The 20,604-nt window shown below is 70.4% G+C and carries 19 protein-coding genes; 13 read left to right on the top strand and 6 right to left on the bottom strand.

The genetic code is table 11. The annotated features are described in order from the left end of the window. Nucleotides 1-3: 3 nt before the first annotated feature. Entirely contained in the window at nucleotides 4-1,329 is a 1,326-nt protein-coding gene (locus tag ACWD4G_RS17540; RefSeq protein WP_451294217.1) for a DUF2252 domain-containing protein, read from the bottom strand. 300 nt (nucleotides 1,330-1,629) lie between these two features. On the opposite strand from ACWD4G_RS17540, the gene dnaE reads away from it, so the two are divergent. Then, nucleotides 1,630-5,169 carry a DNA polymerase III subunit alpha gene (gene dnaE / locus ACWD4G_RS17535; protein ID WP_451294215.1) on the top strand — a complete coding sequence of 1,180 codons (3,540 nt, stop codon included), beginning with the start codon at nucleotides 1,630-1,632 and terminating at the stop codon, nucleotides 5,167-5,169. Between the two features lie 189 nt (nucleotides 5,170-5,358). Here dnaE and ACWD4G_RS17530 read toward each other — a convergent pair whose 3' ends face one another. After that, a complete protein-coding gene (locus ACWD4G_RS17530) occupies nucleotides 5,359-5,532 on the bottom strand; it encodes a hypothetical protein (protein ID WP_451294213.1) in 174 nt (57 codons plus the stop codon). Between the two features lie 243 nt (nucleotides 5,533-5,775). Here ACWD4G_RS17530 and ACWD4G_RS17525 point away from each other — a divergent pair, with 243 nt between their 5' ends. From ACWD4G_RS17525 to ACWD4G_RS17510, 4 genes are all read left to right on the top strand, one after another. Next, on the top strand, nucleotides 5,776-6,987 hold the full coding sequence (locus tag ACWD4G_RS17525) for an NYN domain-containing protein (RefSeq protein WP_451294211.1): 1,212 nt from the start codon (nucleotides 5,776-5,778) through the stop codon (nucleotides 6,985-6,987). 158 nt (nucleotides 6,988-7,145) lie between these two features. Next, on the top strand, nucleotides 7,146-8,171 hold the full coding sequence (locus tag ACWD4G_RS17520; RefSeq protein WP_451294209.1) for an ABC transporter ATP-binding protein: 1,026 nt from the start codon (nucleotides 7,146-7,148) through the stop codon (nucleotides 8,169-8,171). Between the two features lie 106 nt (nucleotides 8,172-8,277). Continuing rightward, complete coding sequence (locus ACWD4G_RS17515) at nucleotides 8,278-9,102, top strand: ABC transporter permease (RefSeq protein ID WP_451294207.1); 825 nt, start codon at nucleotides 8,278-8,280, stop codon at nucleotides 9,100-9,102. A gap of 34 nt (nucleotides 9,103-9,136) precedes the next feature. Beyond that, nucleotides 9,137-9,829: a DUF2567 domain-containing protein gene (locus tag ACWD4G_RS17510; protein WP_451294205.1), complete on the top strand. Its 693-nt coding sequence runs from the start codon at nucleotides 9,137-9,139 to the stop codon at nucleotides 9,827-9,829. A 393-nt stretch (nucleotides 9,830-10,222) separates the two neighbouring features. Here ACWD4G_RS17510 and ybaK read toward each other — a convergent pair whose 3' ends face one another. The 4 genes from ybaK to ACWD4G_RS17490 all read right to left on the bottom strand — a co-directional run bounded on the left by ybaK (nucleotide 10,223) and on the right by ACWD4G_RS17490 (nucleotide 14,523). Continuing rightward, nucleotides 10,223-10,723 carry a Cys-tRNA(Pro) deacylase gene (gene ybaK / locus ACWD4G_RS17505; RefSeq protein ID WP_451294414.1) on the bottom strand — a complete coding sequence of 167 codons (501 nt, stop codon included), beginning with the start codon at nucleotides 10,721-10,723 and terminating at the stop codon, nucleotides 10,223-10,225. A gap of 175 nt (nucleotides 10,724-10,898) precedes the next feature. Then, complete coding sequence (locus tag ACWD4G_RS17500; protein WP_451294203.1) at nucleotides 10,899-11,639, bottom strand: LON peptidase substrate-binding domain-containing protein; 741 nt, start codon at nucleotides 11,637-11,639, stop codon at nucleotides 10,899-10,901. Between the two features lie 11 nt (nucleotides 11,640-11,650). Next, complete coding sequence (locus ACWD4G_RS17495) at nucleotides 11,651-12,763, bottom strand: hypothetical protein (RefSeq protein WP_451294201.1); 1,113 nt, start codon at nucleotides 12,761-12,763, stop codon at nucleotides 11,651-11,653. A 179-nt stretch (nucleotides 12,764-12,942) separates the two neighbouring features. Next, the gene (locus tag ACWD4G_RS17490; protein ID WP_451294199.1) at nucleotides 12,943-14,523 is read right to left on the bottom strand and encodes an oxidoreductase; all 1,581 of its coding nucleotides are present in this window, start codon (nucleotides 14,521-14,523) and stop codon (nucleotides 12,943-12,945) included. A 215-nt stretch (nucleotides 14,524-14,738) separates the two neighbouring features. Between ACWD4G_RS17490 and hisD the strand changes: the two genes are divergently transcribed. The 8 genes from hisD to hisF are packed head-to-tail and all read left to right on the top strand — an operon-like array spanning nucleotide 14,739 to nucleotide 20,555. Further along, the gene (gene hisD, locus ACWD4G_RS17485; protein WP_451294197.1) at nucleotides 14,739-16,064 is read left to right on the top strand and encodes a histidinol dehydrogenase; all 1,326 of its coding nucleotides are present in this window, start codon (nucleotides 14,739-14,741) and stop codon (nucleotides 16,062-16,064) included. After that, entirely contained in the window at nucleotides 16,061-17,173 is a 1,113-nt protein-coding gene (locus tag ACWD4G_RS17480) for a histidinol-phosphate transaminase (protein WP_451294195.1), read from the top strand. The genes hisD and ACWD4G_RS17480 overlap by 4 nt, the downstream gene beginning before the upstream one ends. Beyond that, the gene (gene hisB, locus ACWD4G_RS17475) at nucleotides 17,170-17,772 is read left to right on the top strand and encodes an imidazoleglycerol-phosphate dehydratase HisB (protein ID WP_451294193.1); all 603 of its coding nucleotides are present in this window, start codon (nucleotides 17,170-17,172) and stop codon (nucleotides 17,770-17,772) included. The genes ACWD4G_RS17480 and hisB overlap by 4 nt, the downstream gene beginning before the upstream one ends. Beyond that, a complete protein-coding gene (locus ACWD4G_RS17470) occupies nucleotides 17,769-17,933 on the top strand; it encodes a hypothetical protein (protein WP_451294191.1) in 165 nt (54 codons plus the stop codon). The genes hisB and ACWD4G_RS17470 overlap by 4 nt, the downstream gene beginning before the upstream one ends. Then, complete coding sequence (gene hisH / locus ACWD4G_RS17465; protein WP_451294189.1) at nucleotides 17,924-18,586, top strand: imidazole glycerol phosphate synthase subunit HisH; 663 nt, start codon at nucleotides 17,924-17,926, stop codon at nucleotides 18,584-18,586. Before ACWD4G_RS17470 ends, hisH begins: the two co-directional genes overlap by 10 nt. Further along, complete coding sequence (gene priA / locus ACWD4G_RS17460; protein ID WP_451294187.1) at nucleotides 18,586-19,323, top strand: bifunctional 1-(5-phosphoribosyl)-5-((5-phosphoribosylamino)methylideneamino)imidazole-4-carboxamide isomerase/phosphoribosylanthranilate isomerase PriA; 738 nt, start codon at nucleotides 18,586-18,588, stop codon at nucleotides 19,321-19,323. Before hisH ends, priA begins: the two co-directional genes overlap by 1 nt. 25 nt (nucleotides 19,324-19,348) lie before the next feature. Further along, nucleotides 19,349-19,786, top strand: coding sequence for a RidA family protein (locus tag ACWD4G_RS17455; RefSeq protein ID WP_451294185.1), 438 nt, complete (start codon nucleotides 19,349-19,351; stop codon nucleotides 19,784-19,786). A gap of 13 nt (nucleotides 19,787-19,799) precedes the next feature. After that, the gene (gene hisF, locus ACWD4G_RS17450; RefSeq protein WP_451294183.1) at nucleotides 19,800-20,555 is read left to right on the top strand and encodes an imidazole glycerol phosphate synthase subunit HisF; all 756 of its coding nucleotides are present in this window, start codon (nucleotides 19,800-19,802) and stop codon (nucleotides 20,553-20,555) included. Nucleotides 20,556-20,604 lie beyond the last annotated feature (49 nt).

Here is a 20,604-nt window from a genome sequence, read left to right as displayed (position 1 = left end):
GCCCTACAGCCCCGGAATCCGGCCGTTGCGGAACAGGTCGACGAATATCTGGTGGTCCGCACGCGCGCGTGCGCCATAGCTGTGCGCGAAGTCCACCAGGAGCGGGGCGAAGCCCTCCTCGTCGGCCGCGAGCGCCGCGTCGATGGCCCGCTCCGTGGAGAACGGCACCAGGGACTGACCGGACAGATCGTCCGCCGCCGCGTGCATCGTGGCCGTGGCCCGGCCGAGGTCGGCGACGACCGCCGCGATCTCCTCCGGGTCGTCGATGTCGCCCCAGTCCAGGTCCACCGCGTACGGCGACACCTCGGCGACCAGCTGGCCGGCGCCGTCCAGCTCGGTCCAGCCCAGCCAGGGGTCCGCGTGTGCCTGGAGGGCGCGCTGGGAGATCACCGTGCGGTGGCCCTCGTGCTGGAAGTACTCCCGGATCGCCTGGTCGGTGATGTGCCGGGAGACCGCCGGGGTCTGCGCCTGCTTGATGTAGATCACGACGTCGTTCTCCAACGCGTCGCTGTTGCCCTCCAGCAGGATGTTGTACGACGGCAGGCCCGCCGAGCCGATGCCGATGCCCCGGCGGCCCACGACATCCTTCACCCGGTAGGAGTCCGGGCGGGTCAGCGAGGACTCCGGGAGCGTCTCCAGATAGCCGTCGAAGGCGGCCAGCACCTTGTAGCGCGTGGCAGCGTCCAGCTCTATGGAGCCGCCGCCCGGCGCGAAACGGCGCTCGAAGTCACGGATCTCGGTCATCGACTCCAGCAGCCCGAACCGGGTCAGCGAGCGCGCGTCCCTCAGGGCGTCCAGCAGCGGGCCCTGGGCCGTGTCCAGGGTGAACGGGGGCACCTCGTCGCGCTTGGCGCCCGTCGCTATGGCGTGGACGCGCTCGCGGTACGCGCCCGCGTACACCCGCACCAGCTCGCTGATCTGCTCGTCGCTGAGTGCCTTCGCGTACCCGATGAGCGCCACGGAGGCGGCGAAGCGCTTCAGGTCCCAGGTGAACGGGCCGACGTAGGCCTCGTCGAAGTCGTTGACGTTGAAGATCAGACGGCCCGTGGAGTCCATGTACGTGCCGAAGTTCTCCGCGTGGAGGTCGCCGTGTATCCACACGCGCGAGGTGCGCTCGTCGAGGAACGGGCCGGAGGCCTTCTCCTCGTCGAGGTCGTGGTAGAAGAGGCACGCCGTGCCGCGGTAGAACGCGAAGGCCGAGGCCGCCATCTTCCGGAACTTCACGCGGAACGCGGCCGGATCGGCGGCCAGGAGCTGGCCGAAGGCGGTGTCGAAGACGGCGAGGATCTCCTCGCCGCGTCGCTCGTCGCTGAGCTGTGGAACCGACATCGCTGGGTGCCTCCAGATGCATACGGGTGGGTCGGATCGTCCAACGTGCGAAGGTACGCGGGAGTGCCCGCGGTCCCTCGATGGAGGTACGCGGGACGCCCCGCGACTCCCCTCTGAAGGTACGGGGGAGGCCGCCTCCGGTGTCAGTGCCGAGGCATAGACTTCGACGCTGTCCCCCCAGACTGTCCGCAGCCCGTCGGGGACCCGTAGTCGATCTGTCGTCCGCTGCCCGCCCGTCGCCCGACCACCGCCCCTCAACGAGGCGCCACGCGCCACACCTGCATATTGGAGGCCGAAACCGTGTCAAAGCCGCCGTTCACGCACCTGCACGTCCATACCCAGTACTCGCTGCTGGACGGTGCCGCGCGGCTGAAGGACATGTTCAACGCGTGCAACGAGATGGGCATGACGCACATCGCGATGTCCGACCACGGCAACCTCCATGGGGCGTACGACTTCTTCCACTCCGCGAAGAAGGCCGGGATCACCCCGATCATCGGGATCGAGGCGTATGTCGCCCCCGAGTCCCGGCGCAACAAGCGCAAGATCCAGTGGGGCCAGCCGCACCAGAAGAGGGACGACGTCTCCGGTTCCGGTGGTTACACCCACAAGACGATGTGGGCGGTGAACGCGACCGGCCTGCACAACCTCTTCCGCCTCTCCTCGGACGCCTACGCCGAGGGCTGGCTGCAGAAGTGGCCCCGTATGGACAAGGAGACCATCGCCAAGTGGTCCGAGGGGATCGTCGCCTCCACCGGCTGCCCGTCCGGTGAGGTCCAGACCCGGCTGCGCCTCGGCCAGGACGACGAGGCACTGAAGGCGGCGGCCGAGTACCAGGACATCTTCGGCAAGGACCGCTACTTCCTGGAGTTGATGGACCACGGCATCGATATCGAGCACCGGGTCCGCGAAGGTCTCCTGGAGATCGGCAAGAAGCTCGGCATCCCGCCCCTGGTCACCAACGACTCGCACTACACGTACGCGCACGAGGCGACCGCCCACGACGCCCTGCTGTGCATCCAGACCGGCAAGAACCTCTCCGACCCGGACCGCTTCAAGTTCGACGGCACCGGCTACTACCTGAAGTCCACGGACGAGATGTACGCCATCGACTCCTCGGACGCCTGGCAGGAGGGCTGCGCCAACACCCTTCTGGTCGCCGAGATGGTCGACACCGACGGGATGTTCGAAAAGCGCGACCTGATGCCCAAGTTCGACATCCCGGAGGGCTACACGGAGGTCACCTGGTTCCGCGAGGAGACCATGCGCGGTATGCACCGCCGGTTCCCGGGGGGTATCCCCGAGGACCGTATGAAGCAGGTCGAGTACGAGATGGACACCATCATCTCGATGGGCTTCCCGGGCTACTTCCTCGTCGTCGCCGACTTCATCATGTGGGCCAAGAACCAGGGCATCGCCGTCGGCCCCGGCCGAGGCTCCGCGGCCGGCTCGATCGTCGCCTACGCCATGGGCATCACCGACCTCGACCCCATCCCGCACGGCCTGATCTTCGAGCGGTTCCTCAACCCCGAGCGCATCTCGATGCCCGATGTCGACATCGACTTCGACGAGCGCCGGCGCGTCGAGGTCATCCGGTACGTGACCGAGAAGTACGGCGCCGACAAGGTCGCCATGATCGGCACCTACGGCACCATCAAGGCCAAGAACGCCATCAAGGACTCCGCGCGCGTGCTGGGCTACCCGTACGCGATGGGCGACCGCATCACCAAGGCCATGCCCGCCGACGTCCTCGGCAAGGGCATTCCGCTCTCCGGCATCACCGACTCCAGCCACCCCCGGTACTCGGAGGCGGGCGAGGTCCGCGGGATGTACGAGAACGAACCGGATGTGAAGAAGGTCATCGACACCGCGCGCGGTGTGGAGGGCCTGGTCCGGCAGATGGGTGTGCACGCCGCCGGCGTGATCATGTCCAGCGAGACCATCACCGAGCACGTACCCGTCTGGGTCAGGCACACCGACGGTGTGACCATCACACAGTGGGACTACCCGAGTTGTGAGTCGCTCGGCCTGCTGAAGATGGACTTCCTCGGCCTGCGCAACCTGACGATCATGGACGACGCCGTCAAGATGGTGAAGTCCAACAAGGGGATCGACATCGATCTCCTCGGCCTCCCGCTGGACGACCCGACGACGTTCGAACTCCTCCAGCGCGGCGACACCCTCGGCGTGTTCCAGTTCGACGGCGGACCCATGCGTTCCCTGCTGCGCCTGATGAAGCCCGACAACTTCGAAGACATCTCCGCCGTGTCGGCCCTGTACCGCCCGGGCCCGATGGGCATGAACTCCCATACGAACTACGCGCTGCGCAAGAACAAGCAGCAGGAGATCACGCCGATCCACAAGGAACTGGAGGAGCCCCTCGAAGAGGTCCTGGCGGTCACCTACGGCCTGATCGTCTATCAGGAGCAGGTGCAGAAGGCCGCCCAGATCATCGCCGGTTACTCGCTCGGCGAGGCCGACATCCTCCGACGGGTGATGGGCAAGAAGAAGCCCGAGGAACTGGCGAAGAACTTCACCATCTTCCAGGCCGGCGCCCGCAAGAACGGCTACAGCGACGAGGCCATCCAGGCCCTGTGGGACGTGCTGGTCCCCTTCGCCGGCTACGCGTTCAACAAGGCGCACTCCGCCGCGTACGGCCTGGTCTCCTACTGGACCGCGTACCTCAAGGCGAACCACCCCGCGGAGTACATGGCCGCCCTGTTGACGTCCGTCAAGGACGACAAGGACAAGTCGGCGATCTACCTCAACGAGTGCCGGCGCATGCGCATCAAGGTGCTCCCGCCGAACGTCAACGAGTCGGTGCACAACTTCGCCGCCCAGGGTGACGACGTGATCCTGTTCGGCCTGGAGGCCGTGCGCAACGTCGGTACGAACGTGGTCGATTCGATCATCCGCTCCCGCAAGGCCAAGGGGAAGTACGGCTCCTTCCCGGATTACCTCGACAAGGTCGAGGCGGTCGCGTGCAACAAGAGGACCACGGAATCGCTGATCAAGGCGGGCGCCTTCGACACCCTGGGGCACACCCGTAAGGGCCTCACCGCCCAGTTCGAGCCCATGATCGACAACGTGGTCGCGGTCAAGCGCAAGGAGGCCGAGGGTCAGTTCGACCTCTTCGGCGGCATGGGCGAGGAGGAGACCACCGAGCCCGGCTTCGGACTGGACGTGCAGTTCACCGACGACGAGTGGGACAAGGCCTATCTCCTCGCCCAGGAGCGGGAGATGCTCGGCCTCTATGTCTCCGACCACCCCCTGTTCGGACTTGAGCACGTCCTGTCCGACAAGGCCGACGCGGGCATCGCCCAGCTCACCGGTGGTGAGCACGCGGACGGCGCGGTCGTCACCATCGGCGGCATCATCTCCGGCCTCCAGCGCAAGATGACCAAGCAGGGCAACGCCTGGGCCATCGCCACCGTGGAGGACCTCGCCGGTTCCATCGAGTGCATGTTCTTCCCGGCGACCTACCAGCTCGTCTCGACCCAACTCGTCGAGGACGCCGTGGTGTTCGTCAAGGGCCGCCTCGACAAGCGCGAGGACGTGCCCCGGCTGGTCGCGATGGAACTCCAGGTGCCCGACCTGTCCAACGCGGGCACCAACGCGCCCGTGATCCTCACCATCCCCGCCACCCGGGTCACCCCGCCCATGGTCAGCCGGCTCGGCGAGATCCTCACCCACCACAAGGGCGACAGCGAGGTCCGCATCAGGCTCCAGGGCCCGACGAAGACGACCGTGCTACGGCTGGACCGCCACCGGGTGAAGCCCGACCCGGCGCTCTTCGGCGACCTCAAGGTGCTGCTCGGCCCGTCCTGCCTGGCGGGTTGAGAACCCTCATGGGTTGAGAACCCGCCCGGGCTGAGAGCCCTCATGGGTTGAGAACCCGCCCGGGCTGAGAACGCTCACGACGCCGAGAAGACCGTACGAGGCCGGGGGCGTGCGTGCGCGAGGGGCGCATCCGGTGTGTCGGATGCGCCCCTCGGTGTATCCGGGCTGCAACAACCCTCAACGCAGAGGTCAGTTGTGACCGAAGCGCTTCTGCTTGCCCTTGCGCGCCACGTCGCCGGGTGTCACCTGCGAGGCCCGCTGCTCGGACTGCGCCTCCAGCGACGACCGCTGGGCCTCCTGCTGACCGCGCTCCGACTGCGAGGCGCGCTGCTGACTTCGGTCCTGCTTCTTGTTCTTGGCCATGGTGATCTGCCTCCTGTGGGGGATCTAGGGGCCAGGGCCGCGACCAGATTCACATAGCACGACAAGCCGCGCATTTCGGAAAATCACCGTCTGTGACGAGAGTTGTCGGAGCGTATGCCGTACCGGAGGGCGCGAGCCGCGAATACGCCACGCCGAAGATCGAGTTCCGGCCGTTAACCTTCGCGAGGTCGGGCAGACTCGAAGGAAGCCCTAAGCACACCTCCCGGAAAGAGGGTGGATCGCGTGGACCGCTGCATCGTCCTGGTGGACGCCGGGTATCTGCTCGGCGCGGCCGCCAGCCTCCTCGCCGGGGAACCCTCCCGCTCCCGAATCACCGTCGACCACACCGCCCTCATCCAGGGGCTGCGCGAGCGAGCCGAGGCCGACACCGAACGGCCCCTGCTGCGCATCTACTGGTTCGACGGCGCCCCCGACCGCGTCCCCCAGCCCGAACACCGCAGGCTGCGCGTGATGCCCCGGGTGACGGTACGGCTCGGCGCGCTGACCCGCAGCGACGGCAGGTGGGCCCAGAAGGGCGTGGACGCCGCCATGCACGCCGAGCTGACCGAGCTGGCCCGTAACCGCGCCTGCTCCGACGTGGTCCTCGTCACCGGCGACGGGGATCTGCTGCCGGGCATGATGGCCGCAAAGGAGCACGGCGTCGCCGTACATCTGTGGGCCGTGCAGGCCGCCGACGGCGACTACAACCAGTCCGAGGACCTGGTCGCCGAGGCCGATGAGCGGCGTGTGCTGGACCGGGCGTGGATCACCCGGGCCGTACGGGCCAAGGAACTCGGCGGGGTGTGCGCTCCGCCGCCGGTTCCCCGGCCGGAGATCGCCGCGATCCTCTCGGCGCCGCTGCCCGAGTCGGCCCTCGCGGCGGCCGAGCGGGCCGGCGGGGAGCCGGAGGCGGCCCCTGCGGGGCCCAACGGCAGCGAGGAGCGGGTGCCGGCCGCCGCCAAGGGCGTACCCACGCCGAAGGACCTCGCCGCGATGCGGGCGCCCGGGGCGCAGTCGGCGCAGCATCCGACGACCGCCACGCTGCGGTGGTCCTCCGACAAGGGATGGGTGGACCGGCCCGGGGCCCCGGCGGAGTCGCCGGACGCGGCTGCCATGCCGACGCTCGCGCAGCTCACGAGTGCGGAGCAGCGGTGGGCCGATCGGGAGGAGGACATCACGACCGTGGGGGGTGACCCCTTTGAGGTCGGGCAGGTGTTCGCTCGGCGGTGGATGTCACGGCTGACCGATCAGTCCCATCTGCAGAAGCTTTCGGGGATGTATCCGCGGGTTCCTCATCGGGTGGACGGGGAGTTGCTGCGGTACGCGGCTCGATTCGGGCTGCTCGCGCACAAGGACGATCAGATCGATGAGCATGACCGGTATGCGATTCGGGCGGGGTTCTGGCGGGAGATCGATGTGAGGACCGCGTCCGGTGTGAACGAGGGCGCCCAGTAGCTCGGGGGCGCGTGTGTCGTGGGCGACTGCGGGCTGGTTGTGGTTGCTCGCGCCCACGCGGCGGAGCCGCATATGTCACAGCCCCGCGCCCCTTAAGGGGCGCGCTGCAGCGGACCCGCGCGCAATGCGGCACCCCGCACCCCGTAGGCTCCTTCCTCGTGAGTACGCGTGTGGCATCGGCGAACCGGCGGAGCGGGGACGTCGTGTGTGCTGTGCGGGGGCTCACCAAGACCTATCCCGCGACCCGGGGGCGGCGGGGGGCTCCGGGGGCGCCCGAGGTGCGGGCCAATGACGGTGTCGGGCTCGATGTGCGGCGTGGGGAGATCTTCGGGTTGCTCGGGCCCAACGGGGCCGGGAAGACCACGCTCGTACGGCAGCTGACCGGGCTGATGCGGCCCGACGACGGGACCGTCGAGATCCTCGGGCACGACATCGTGCGGCACCCGGAGCGGGCCTCGCGGATACTCGCCTATCTGGGGCAGGAGTCGACCGCGCTGGACGAGCTGACCGTGGCCCTCGCCGCCGAGACCACCGGACGGCTGCGCGGGCTCGACGTACGGCGGGCGCGGGCCGAGAAGGACGCGGTGCTGGAGGAGCTGGGGCTGACCGGGCTCGCCTCGCGTCCGCTCAAGAAGCTGTCCGGCGGACAGCGGCGGCTCGCCTGCTTCGCCACCGCGCTCGTCGGGGCACGGCCGCTGCTCGTGCTGGACGAGCCGACCAGCGGTATGGACCCCGTGGCCCGGCGGTCCGTGTGGGCCGCCGTCGACCGGCGCCGCGCCGAGTCCGGCACCACCGTCCTGCTGGTCACCCACAACGTCATCGAGGCCGAGACCGTACTCGACCGGGTCGCCGTCCTCGACAAAGGGCGGGTCACCGCCTGCGACACGCCCGCCGGGCTGAAGGAGAAGGTCGCCGGCGAGGTGCGCGTCGAACTGGTGTGGCGGGAGAAGGCCCCGCTGGACGTGCCCGAGGTCGCCGCGCTGCGCCCGCGCGCCATGGAGTCCGGGCGCCGCTGGACGCTCCGGCTCGCGCCGGAGGAGGCGCGCGCGGTCGTGGCCACGGTCACCGGCGGCGCCGCCTTCGTGGCCCTCGACGACTTCACGCTCGCCACACCGAGCCTGGAGGACGTCTATCTGGCCCTAGGCGGCACCACGGGCGGAGCACAGGGGCTGGTCAAGGGGTGAGGACAGCGGGCGTGAGCCGTGGACCGGCCGGTGCGGGTGTGAACGGCAGGGCTGCCGCAGCCGTACGAAAATGGGCGACAGCCGAAGCGAAGAGGAGCAACTCGACGTGAGTGTCGTACCCGCCGAGATTCTGCCGGGCAGTGCCCTGGCCGCAGAGGAGCGCGTGGAGCGCGGAGCCGCCGAGCTCGGGCCCCGCGCGCGCCTGTGGCCGTCGCTCTGCGCGGTGTACCGGGCGCAGCTCTCGCGGGCCCGGGTCGCGCGGATTCCGCTGCTCTTCGTGGCCACCTTCCAGTCGATCGGGATCATGATCCTGATGCGGGGGGTCGTCGACGGCGGGGCCGAGGCGCGGGCCGTCGTGGCCGGTTCGGCGGTGCTCGTGGTCGCCTTTGTCGCGCTGAACCTGCTCGCCCAGTACTTCGGGCAGCTCCGGGCCAGCGGCGGGCTCGACCACTACGCCACGCTGCCCGTGCCGCCCGCCGCCGTGGTGCTGGGCGCGGCCGGGGCGTACGCCTCCTTCACCGTGCCCGGGACCGTGGTCACGGCCGTCTTCGGCTGTGTGCTCTTCGGGCTGCCGCTGGCCCATCTGTGGGTGCTCGTCGCGGTGATCCCGCTCGCCGGGGCCGCGCTCGCCGGGCTCGGCGCCGCGCTGGGGCTGCTCGCGCCGCGGCCCGAGCTGGCCACCGTCCTCGGGCAGTTGGGCATGTCGGCGGCGCTGCTGCTGGGTGTGTTGCCGGCCGACCGGATGCCGGGCTTCATCCAGTTCGCGCGCGATCTGCTGCCCTCCACGTACGGTGTCGAGGCCTTCGCCCGGACGTTCGGGCCGAATCCGGACTGGGCGCTCGTGCTCGGTGATCTCGCCGTCTGCGCCGGCGTCGGGGGCGTCTCGCTCGCCGTCGCCACCTGGGCGTACCGGCGGGCCGCCGTCCGGTGACGCGCCGCACAGCCGCGCCTGGCACGATGTCAGAGTGACCCAACCGTTTACTCCGCCTCCGCCGCCGCACCACCAGCCCCCGAACGACCCGTGGGCCCCGCCGCCCACGAGCGGTGGGGGAGCGGGACACGCCGGGCATGAGCCAGGCGGCTCCGGGGACGGACCCGGGATGGCGCGACAGATCGCCGAGGCCGCCGTCCTCATGGTGGTCATGGCGCTGGTCGGCGGGGTCGCGCTCGGGCTGCTGTGGTGGTGGCTGGCGCCCCACGTACCGCTTGTCTCCGACGGGTCGGCCGTCTACCTCAAGGACACCGAGGGGGAGCAGGCCGTCGGGGTCGACGGGACGTTCGTCCTGCTGGCCCTGGGTATCGGCGCGCTGAGCGGGCTCGTGTTGTTCCTCGTGCGCAGGCACGGCGGGGTGCCGCTGGTCGTCGCCCTCACGCTGGGCGGGCTGCTCGGTGCCGCTCTCGCCTGGCGGCTCGGGGTGTGGCTCGGGCCCGAGGCCGATGTGGCGGCGCGGGCCAAGGAAGTGGGGGCGGGGGTTACGTTCTCGGCGCCGCTGAAGCTTGGGGCGAAGGGGGCGTTGCTGGCGTGGCCGCTGGCCGGGGTGCTCGTTCATCTCGGGTTGACCGCGTTGTTCGGGCCCCGGGACCCCGATCCGTATGAGCGGTCGCCGGAGTACAAGGACGGGTATGGGGCGCAGGCGGGGCCGCCGCCAGCTGGTTGAGCTGCCTTTTTCTCGCCCCCGCCGTCCTTGCCCTCCCCCACTCTCGGCTTCGCTCGAGCGGGGGGCCCCATCATCCCCAGGGGCTGCGCCCCTTCGACCCGCCGGGTACGGGTGGGTAGGTGTGCGTGGGCGTCTGCGGGTTTGTCGTGGCTTGTCGCGCAGTTCCCCGCGCCCCCTTCAGGGCGCGAGGTACCGCCTGGTTGTCAGGGGGCGTAGGCCCTTCGGAGGCGTGGGAAACGCGCGGACGACTGCCCTCGCCCGCACCTGGCCGGGGCCGTCTACGCGGGTCGGCGGCCGTGGTTGGAGCGGGCCTTCCTCACTCGCCACTTGCGTTTGCGGGTTCTTTTCGACATGTCCTCGTACCTAGTCGAGGACGGGGGAGTCGTCGAGGGGTCACGCACGGGCGATCGGGGCGGAGACGGCCTCCGTGAGGGTCCGGAGGTCTCCGGGGGACAGTTCGACCTCCAGTCCCCGGCGGCCGGCCGAGACGCAGATCGTGGTGTGGGCGTCCGCCGACGCGTCCAGCACCGTGCGGAGCTTCTTGCGCTGGCCGAGAGGGGAGATACCGCCCCGGACATAGCCCGTCGTGCGCTCGGCCAGCGTCGGGTCGGCCATCGCCGCACGCTTGCCGCCCACCGCCGTGGCCAGCGCCTTCAGGTCCAGCGACCCCGCCACCGGGACGACCGCGACCACCAGGGCCCCGTCGACGTCCGCCACCAGCGTCTTGAACACCCGTTCGGGTGACACGCCCATCGCCTCGGCGGCCTCCTCGCCGTACGAGGGGTGGGCGGGATCGTGCTCGTAGGAGTGAACCGTGAAGTCCACGCCCGCCCCTGTCAGGGCCACCGTCGCGGGCGTCCCCCCGGCCTGCTGCTTCTTCGCCTTCTTCGCCATCCCAGCCAGTTCCCGATCTTCGAATTCCATGCCCGAGTGCTTGGGCCGCCGAGCCGCGCGGCGCCCGTTCGAGCCCCCGGGCCCCGTCAGCCGCCAGAGCCTGCCCGGTCGGCCGCCAGGGCTCGCCCAGTTAGCCGCCGGAGCCCCGTCGGTGGCGCGGACGCGGCCTGCCCCGTCAGTTGAGGCTCGTCGGTCCCCGGGTCAGTTCCGCCGCCGGCAGTGACGGCAGGCTACGGATGATGGCGGACTCGGCGCGCAGCAGTTTCAGTTCGTCGCGGAGGCGGGACGCGGTGTCGGGGGCTTGGAGGAGGCGTTGCTTGGCCGGCGTGTCGAGCATCATGGCCGCGGCGACCAGGTACGAGACGACCGCCGGCTCGTCCGGGAGGTCGGCGCCGGTGGACAGGGAGCGTTCGCGGGCACCCGCGAGCCGCTTCTGGTACTGGCGGAACGCCCGAAGCACACCCTCCGCCAGCGCGCCCGCCTCGTCGCCCGGGTCCTCCGCCAGCTCCTCCAGCTCCGCGACCAGGAACGGGCCCGTGGCGTCCACGGAGAGCAGCCGCACCCGGGTGGTGCCGGTGGCGAGGACCTCGTACGTGCCGTTGTCCCGTTCCCGGATGGTGGCCGCGTCCGCGATACAGCCCACGGAGTGGAACGCCTTGACGGGGTCGTCGCCGAAGCCCGCGGTCGGGCCGCGCTCGGGAAGGGCCGTCGGGTCGGGCATGCCGGGCGCGCTCGGCGCCACCTCGTGGCCGTCGCGGATGGCGACGACGGCGAAGCGGCGGGGTTGGTCCTCGGGGGTCTTCAGCAACTCGCGCATCATGGCGCGGTAGCGCTCCTCGAAGATGTTCAGAGGAAGCACGAGCCCCGGGTACAACACCGAGTTCAGGGGGAAGAGCGGCAGCCGGACGGTGGTCACGAGGGCAGAGCCTAATGGTCGTCGGGGCGGGCGCGTTCGCTCCCGCTCGTTTGTGACCTCCCCGTACCGCGCGTACGCCCCACCGGCCCCCTCCTCGTCGGCGTTCCCGTCCCGCCCCGCAGCGGCATCGTGGACGCCACCTCCAGCCGTACGCCGTCCCGCAGTTCCAGGAACTGGCCCAGCGGGTCGTCGGAGACGCGGTCCCAGGGGAACGAGGTGGCGTACGGGCCGATCCTGCGCAGCTGTTCGAGGGCTTCCGGCCAGCGTTCGAGGCGTACGAGGACGTAGGTGAGGAGGTTGCGGACCTCGGCGGGCCAGGGGTCGCCGGGCTCGTACGCGGCGGAGAGCGCGATCGCCCGGTCGGCGGCCTCGTCGAGGCGGGAGCGGGCCACCTCGGGGCCGCCGCCCTCGGTGAGACGGGCGAAGGCGGCGCGGACCGGGAGGGCCTGGACGAGGGAGCCGGGCAGCGCGTCCTCGGCGGCCCGCTCGGCGAAGTCGAAGCACTCCCGGTGAGGGCCATGGGGCGCGTGGGGGAGGTCGTCGCGGACGGCACGGTGGGAGGTCGAGAGGTACTTGAGCGCCGCGACATGGCAGCCGTAGTGGTGCGGGGAGCGGCGGACCGCCTCCGCCCACAGCTGTTCGAAGGCGGCGGGGCCGAGGCCCGTGCCCCGGGCGTGGTCGAGGGCGATCCGCCAGGGCACCGGATCGCGTGGCTCGCCCTCGGCGGCGGCGGTGATCAGCGGGCCGGCCTCGCGCAGCAGTTCGGCGCGGGCGGGGGAGCGCCAGCCTCGGGCCACCGCCAGCTGGGCCTTGACCAGCAGGACGTCCGGGTCGTGCGGGGCGGCGTCCTGCCAGCTCAGCAGCCAGTCGTCGCGGGAGTGGGCGAAGGCCGCCAGCCGCAGGGTGTATCGGTCGCGGTTCTCCCACTCGGCGGATTCCCGGGTGGTGGTGAGGAGCTTCGCCACGGGCTTGTGGTCGCCGCGGCCCGCCGCCACGAGCGCCGGTCCGAGCCGTTCGTCGGGGGCGTCGAGCAGCACCTCGTCGTCGGCGGGCAGGCCCTCGGCGAGCCGTGAGGTGTGCCGTGCCATCCGGGCCGTACGGATGAGCGCACGCCAGAGGTCCATGGGCGCGGAACACCTCCTTGCGCCTGAACCGGCGCCGCTCTCGCGGACCGGGTACTCGCCGTCGTGGTCACGCGGTTGATGGTTCGCTTGCAAGACGACGGGCGGTCGGGCCGGGTTGTGCCCCTCCAGATTACTTTTCAGTTCCCCCGCAACAGCTCCTGCTCTCCTTTCCGGTCCGCTCAGTTCCTGCTCAGCAGCCGGGTCGCGCCCGCCGCCACCGTCGTCGCGAGAATCCAGCCCAGCAGGATCACCACGGCCGCCAGCCACTGCCAGCCGCCGCGCAGCTGCCAGTAGCCGACCTGGCCGAGATCGATGACCGGGAGCAGCAGATCCAGGGCGAACAGGGACGGGCTCCAGTGCGGATGCTCGCCGCTCTTGATCGGCGGATGGTCGGCGTGCGAGAAGGCGTACGAGGTCAGCGCCCACAGCACGGCCATCCACACGGCCGCCCGGCCCGGCCGGTATCCGTAGGCGACCGTCCAGTCCTGTACATGGCCCCAGATCTTGCCCGCCAGCGGCAGGTTCTCCCGCCGGTGGCGCTGCTTGGCGAGGAGCACCTCGCGGGCGCCCTCGTCGTCGCCGCTGATCCGCAGTACCGTCGCGAGCCGCTCGTACGGCTCCGGGCTGTACTCGGCGGTCGCCGCCGCCACCCACTCCAGCCGCTTCTCCAGCGGGAACCGGCCGCGCGGGACGAGGGTCTCGTACTGGAAGCCGCCCATGTGGAGATTGCCCGTGCCGGGCCAGCTGTCCGCCTCGTCGATCAGGACGCCCACACGGGCGCCGTTCAGTACGACCTTGCCGCGCTCCGGTCTGTCGCAGAGGAAACGCAGCTCGGGTGCCTGGACGCGGCGCAGGGACAGCTCTTCGTCGTCCTTGAGGGTGAACCGGGCCCGCTCCAGGTCGACGGCGTCCCCGAACCGGCCGTCGTCCAGCCGGACCCCGCCCTCGCAGGTGAACCGCTGCACCCGGGTGCCACGCGCGGGCGTGGTGCCGCTGGTGTAGAGGGGGTTGCCTATGCCGGCGGGGGTCAGATACAGCGTGCGTTCGACGGTCAGCTGGGGGGCGTTGAAGGCCCGGCGGCTGTACGGATTGGTCAGCTTGCTGCCGCGCAGGCTCAGCGAGGCACCGATGGTCGCGCCGCGCAGGCTCAGCTCGCCGTGCGACTCCAGCATCTCGGCCTGCATGTCCTGGGCGACGGTCAGCCCGTCCGCCGAGATCGAACGGCCGTGCCGGTCGCGGTAGACGATCGCCTGGTTGAGCAGCAGATCCGTGCCGATGTGGGCGTCCGCGAGCCGTACGCCGTTGTGGAAGCGGCAGCGCGGCAGATGCAGATCGCCCTCCGTCTGCAGCCGGGCCGCCTCAAGCCGCGGCACCGAGCAGTCCACCAGCCGCACGGTCGTGAACCGGGCCTCCGGCAGCAGGATCTCCTTCTCGAACCGGCAGCCCTTCATCTCCACATACGGCACCACCTGGCCGCCCGCCAGCTCCAGCGTGCCCTTGATCTGGACGCCGATCAGCTTCAGCGCGGAGACCCGGCCGGTCAGCGCGGGCGGTCCGTCCAGCAGCAGCCAGGCCACGACCCTGGCCCGGACCGTGCGCTCGGGGCCCCAGGGGTGGCCGCCGTGCGGATCGTCCTCGGTGCTGTCGCCGCTGCGCAGGTCGTAGACGCTGCCGTTGCGGAACGCCTGCCACATGCCGGTCTCGGCGGCGGTCAGGTCGTCCGGCGGCTCCCCGTCCCGGACGCCGGAACCCTCGGTCACGGCTCTTCACTTCCTCCCCCGTTGTGCGCGGACATCCCGGCTACCCGCCGGTTTCGTACGTCTGTCCCATGCCCGCTGAGTGACGCTCTGAACGCTCAACGTGATGCTGATCTTCCGAGTTCCCGTGTCATTCCCTGACGCGATCGACGGGCGATCCGTTCCATCCCTTGGAACGCGCGGACGACGGCCGACACGGGTCTGAGAGAATTGAGCCTGTGATCTCTCGAATCGATCTGCGCGGCGACGCCCTCCCCGAGGGTCCTGCCCTGCGCGACCTGCTGCCCCGAGCCGACTTCGACGTCTCGGCCGCCCTGGAGAAGGTGCGTCCGATCTGCGAGGCCGTGCATCATCGGGGCGACGCGGCGCTGATCGACTTCGCGGAGAAGTTCGACGGCGTACGTCTGGAGTCCGTGCGGGTCCCGGCCGAGGCCCTCACCGAAGCGCTGGAGCGACTCGACCCGGCCGTCCGCGCGGCCCTGGAGGAGTCCATCCGCCGCGCCCGTGTCGTCCACCGCGAGCAGCGGCGTACGACCCACACCACCCAGGTCGTCCCCGGCGGCACCGTCACCGAGAAGTGGGTACCGGTCGAGCGCGTCGGCCTCTACGCCCCCGGCGGCCGGTCCGTGTACCCGTCGTCCGTGATCATGAACGTGGTCCCGGCGCAGGAGGCAGGCGTCCCGTCGGTCGCCCTCGCCTCCCCGGCGCAGGCCGAGTTCGGAGGGCTGCCGCACCCGACGATCCTCGCGGCCTGCGCGCTGCTCGGCGTCGACGAGGTGTACGCGGCCGGCGGCGCCACCGCCGTCGCGATGTTCGCGTACGGCACTGAGTCGTGCCCGCCCGCCCCCATGGTCACCGGGCCCGGCAACATCTGGGTGGCCGCCGCCAAGCGGTACTTCACCGGGGTCATCGGCATCGACTCCGAGGCGGGCCCGACCGAGATCGCGGTCCTCGCCGATGACACCGCCGACCCGGTGCACGTCGCCGCCGACCTGATCAGCCAGGCCGAGCACGACCCGCTGGCCGCCGCCGTCCTCGTCACCGACTCCGCGGCACTCGCCGACGCCGTCGAGAAGGAGCTCGCGCCCCAGGTCGAGGCCACCAAGCACATCGAGGACCGGATTCGTCCGTCGCTCGCCGGCCGGCAGTCCGCGATCGTCCTGGTCGACGGCATCGACGAGGGCCTGCGGGTCGTCAACGCCTACGGCGCCGAACACCTGGAGATCCAGACGGCGGACGCGGCGGCGGTGGCCGAGCGCGTCGTCAACGCGGGCGCGATCTTCATCGGCCCGTGGGCGCCGGTCTCCCTCGGCGACTACGCGGCCGGCTCCAACCACGTGCTCCCGACCGGCGGGTGCGCCTGCCACTCCTCCGGTCTGTCCGTCCAGTCCTTCCTGCGCGGCATCCACATCGTCGACTACACGAAGGACGCGCTGGCCGAGGTCGCGCACCACGTGGTGACGCTGGCGGAGGCGGAGGACCTGCCCGCGCACGGCGCGGCGATCAAGGCAAGGTTCGGCTGGAAGGTACCCGAGGGCAAGTGAGCGACGTACGCATCGACGATCTCCCCGTACGCGAGGAGCTGCGCGGCAAGACCCCCTACGGGGCGCCCCAGCTCGACGTCCCCGTACGGCTGAACACCAACGAGAACCCCTACCCCCTGCCCGAGCCGCTGGTCGAGCGCATCGCCGAGCGGGTCCGGGAGGCGGCGCGGAACCTCAACCGCTACCCGGACCGGGACGCGGTGGAGCTGCGGACGAGGCTCGCGGAGTATCTGACGAAGACCTCCGGTCACGAGGTCGGCCCGGCCAACGTGTGGGCGGCCAACGGCTCCAACGAGGTCATCCAGCAGCTGCTGCAGACCTTCGGCGGGCCCGGCCGTACCGCGATCGGGTTCGAGCCGTCGTACTCGATGCACGGCCTCATCGCGCGCGGTACGGGCACGGGCTGGATCTCCGGTCCCCGCAACGACGACTTCACCATCGACCTCGCGGCGGCTCAGCGGGCCGTCGCCGAGCACCGGCCGGACGTCGTCTTCATCACCAGCCCCAACAACCCCACGGGCAACGCGGTCCCGACGGACACCGTCCTCGCGCTGTACGAGGCCGCGCAGGCCGCCAAGCCGTCGATGGTCGTGGTCGACGAGGCATACATCGAGTTCAGCCATGGCGACTCGCTTCTGCCGTTGATCGAGGGGCGACCGAATCTGGTCGTCTCGCGCACGATGTCGAAGGCTTTCGGCGCGGCGGGCCTCCGCCTCGGCTATCTCGCCGCGCACCCGGCCGTGGTGGACGCGGTCCAGCTCGTACGACTGCCGTACCACCTCTCGGCCGTCACCCAGGCGACCGCGCTGGCCGCCCTGGAGCACACCGACACCCTGCTCGGCTATGTCGAGCAGCTGAAGACGGAACGGGACCGACTGGTCGCCGAACTGCGCGCCATCGGCTACGAGGTGACCGAGTCCGACGCCAACTTCGTGCAGTTCGGCCGTTTCGAGGACGCGCACGAGGCGTGGCGGAAGATCCTCGACCGGGGCGTCCTGGTCCGGGACAACGGCGTACCGGGGTGGCTGCGGGTGTCCGCCGGAACCCCGGCCGAGAACGACGCGTTCCTCGACGCGGTACGTGAACTGAAGAAGGAGCAGAAGGCATGACTCGCGAAGGGCGCCTCGGAAGAATCGAGCGAGTGACCAAGGAGACGTCGGTCCTCGTCGAGATCGATCTCGACGGCACCGGCAAGACGGAGGTCTCCACCGGGGTCGGCTTCTTCGACCACATGCTCGACCAGCTCGGCCGGCACGGTCTGTTCGACCTGACCGTGAAGACCGAGGGCGATCTGCACATCGACTCGCACCACACCATCGAGGACTCCGCCCTCGCCCTGGGCGCCGCCTTCAAGCAGGCGCTCGGCGACAAGGTCGGCATCTACCGCTTCGGCAACTGCACGGTCCCGCTGGACGAGTCCCTCGCCCAGGTGACGGTGGATTTGAGCGGCCGGCCGTACCTCGTGCACACCGAGCCCGAGAAGATGGCGCCGATGATCGGCGAGTACGACACCACGATGACCCGGCACATCCTGGAGTCCTTCGTCGCCCAGGCCCAGATCGCGCTGCACGTGCACGTGCCGTACGGGCGCAACGCGCACCACATCGTGGAGTGCCAGTTCAAGGCGCTCGCGCGGGCACTGCGTTACGCCTCCGAGCGCGACCCGCGCGCGGCAGGCATCCTGCCCTCCACCAAGGGCGCGCTGTGAACGGGCTGTCGACCGTCCTGATCGTCGTCGGGCTCTTCCTGGTCGGCGGGATCATCTCCTTCGTCAAGCAGGGGATGCCGAGAAGTCTGATCACGCTGTTGTCGATAGGCGCCGCGATGTGTCTCGTCGCGGGCGTCCTGAGGCTGGAGGTGTGGAATTGAGCACCGGAAGCACCACCCCTTCGAAACGAGTAGTCGTCTTTGACTACGGCTTCGGCAATGTGCGCTCCGCAGAGCGTGCTCTCGCGCGCGCGGGTGCCGAGGTCGAGATCACGCGTGACTTCGACAAGGCCATGAACGCGGACGGTCTGCTCGTGCCCGGTGTCGGCGCCTTCGCCGCGTGCATGAACGGCCTCAAGGAGGCGCGCGGCGACTGGATCATCGACCGTCGGCTCTCCGGCGGCCGTCCGGTGATGGGCATCTGCGTGGGCATGCAGATCCTGTTCGCACGCGGCATCGAACACGGCGTGGAGACCGAGGGCCTCGACGAGTGGCCCGGCGCGGTCGAGCCGCTCCAGGCGGAGATAGTCCCCCACATGGGCTGGAACACCGTCGACGCCCCCGAGGGCTCGGAGCTCTTCGCGGGACTCGACGCCGACGCGCGCTTCTACTTCGTGCACTCCTACGCCGTCCACGACTGGTCCTTGGAGACGCACAACCCGGCCATGACCGCGCCCAAGGTCACCTGGTCGACCCACGGCAAGCCCTTCGTGGCGGCCGTCGAGAACGGCGCGCTGTGGGCCACTCAGTTCCACCCCGAGAAGTCCGGCGACGCCGGAGCGCAGCTGCTGACCAACTGGATCGGAACCCTCTGATGTCTTCGAACCCCTCAGGACGGCTCGAACTCCTGCCCGCCGTGGATGTCCGCGACGGCCAGGCCGTTCGGCTCGTGCACGGCGAGTCCGGCACGGAGACCTCCTACGGCTCGCCCCTGGAGGCCGCCCTCGCCTGGCAGCGCGCGGGCGCCGAGTGGCTGCACCTGGTCGACCTGGACGCCGCGTTCGGCACGGGCGACAACCGCGATCTGGTCGCCGAGGTCACCCGGGCGATGGACATCAAGGTGGAGCTGTCCGGCGGCATCCGTGACGACGCCTCCCTGGCGAAGGCCCTCGCCACGGGCTGCACGCGCGTGAACCTCGGTACGGCCGCCCTGGAGACCCCCGAGTGGGTCGCCAAGGTCATCGCCGAGCACGGCGACAAGATCGCGGTCGGCCTGGACGTACGCGGTACGACGCTGAAGGGCCGTGGCTGGACCCGCGACGGCGGCGACCTCTACGAGACGCTGGAGCGCCTCGACAAGGAGGGCTGCGCCCGCTACGTCGTCACCGACATCGCCAAGGACGGCACGCTCCAGGGGCCCAACCTGGAGCTGCTGAAGAACGTCTGCGCGGCGACGGACCGCCCGGTCGTGGCCTCCGGCGGTGTGTCGTCCCTGGACGACCTGCGCGCCATCGCCGAGCTGGTGCCCCTCGGCGTCGAGGGTTCCATCGTCGGGAAGGCCCTGTACGCGAAGGCGTTCACCCTGGAAGAGGCCCTGGAGGCAGTGTCATGAACGTCATGAGAACGGACGCGGTGTCATGACGTCCGATGCCGTGCGGCGCGTGCAGAGCGGGAGCCCCTGGGAGGAGTCCTTCGGCTTCGCGCGCGCCGTCGCGGCGGGCGACCGCGTCCTGGTGGCGGGCACCACGTCCTTCAAGGGCACTGTCCTGTACGGGGAGGGCGACCCGTACGAACAGGCCAAGGTGGCCTTCGCCGGCGCGATCGAGGCGCTCGGGGAGTTCGGGCTCGGTGTCGAGTCCGTGGTCCGTACGAGGGTGTATCTGGCGCATCTGCGGGACGTCGACGAGGTGGGGCGGGCCCACAAGGAGATCTTCGACCCCGTGCGCCCGGCCGCGACCCTGCTGGTCGTGGAGGGTTTCGTCGACCCGCGCATCCTCGTCGAAGTGGAAATCGAAGCATTCAGAGGTCCGAGGCCTTCGGAGACCCCCGGAAAGCCCTCGGGAAGCACTGGTTAGGAGCCGTGGATTCATGACCCTGGCGGTCCGAGTCATCCCCTGCCTGGACGTGGACAACGGCCGGGTCGTCAAGGGGGTCAACTTCCAGAACCTGCGTGACGCGGGCGACCCCGTCGAGATGGCCAAGGTGTACGACGCCGAGGGCGCCGACGAGTTGACGTTCCTGGACATCACCGCGTCCTCCGGCAACCGCGAGACCACGTACGACGTGGTGCGCCGCACCGCCGAGCAGGTGTTCATCCCGCTGACGGTCGGAGGCGGTGTCCGTACGGCCGAGGACGTCGACAAGCTGCTGCGGGCGGGCGCCGACAAGGTGGGCGTCAACACCGCGGCGATCGCCCGCCCCGACCTCATCCGTGAGATCGCCGAGCGCTTCGGCCGTCAGGTGCTGGTCCTGTCGGTCGACGCCCGCCGTACCGAGTCCGGCACCTTCGAGGTCACGACCCACGGCGGCCGTCGTGGGACGGGCATCGACGCGGTCGAGTGGGCCCACCGCGCCGCCGAGCTCGGCGCCGGCGAGATCCTGTTGAACTCGATGGACGCCGACGGCACCAAGGACGGCTACGACCTGGAGATGATCCAGGCCGTACGCCGCCACGTCACGGTCCCGGTGATCGCCTCCGGCGGCGCCGGCAAGCTCGCCGACTTCCCCCCGGCCGTCGAAGCGGGCGCCGACGCCGTCCTGGCGGCGTCGGTCTTCCACTTCGGCGACCTCCGCATCGGCGAGGTCAAGGGGGCGCTGCGGGGAGCGGGGCATGCGGTGAGGTGACGCCGTCGGACGTCAGCCGCCCTCGGCGCGACTGACGCCGTTCGTGGGC

It is taken from the genome of Streptomyces sp. NPDC002643 (assembly GCF_053592555.1).
Note: the sequence above shows the minus strand (reverse complement) of the source record. Positions and strands in the feature narration are given on the sequence as shown.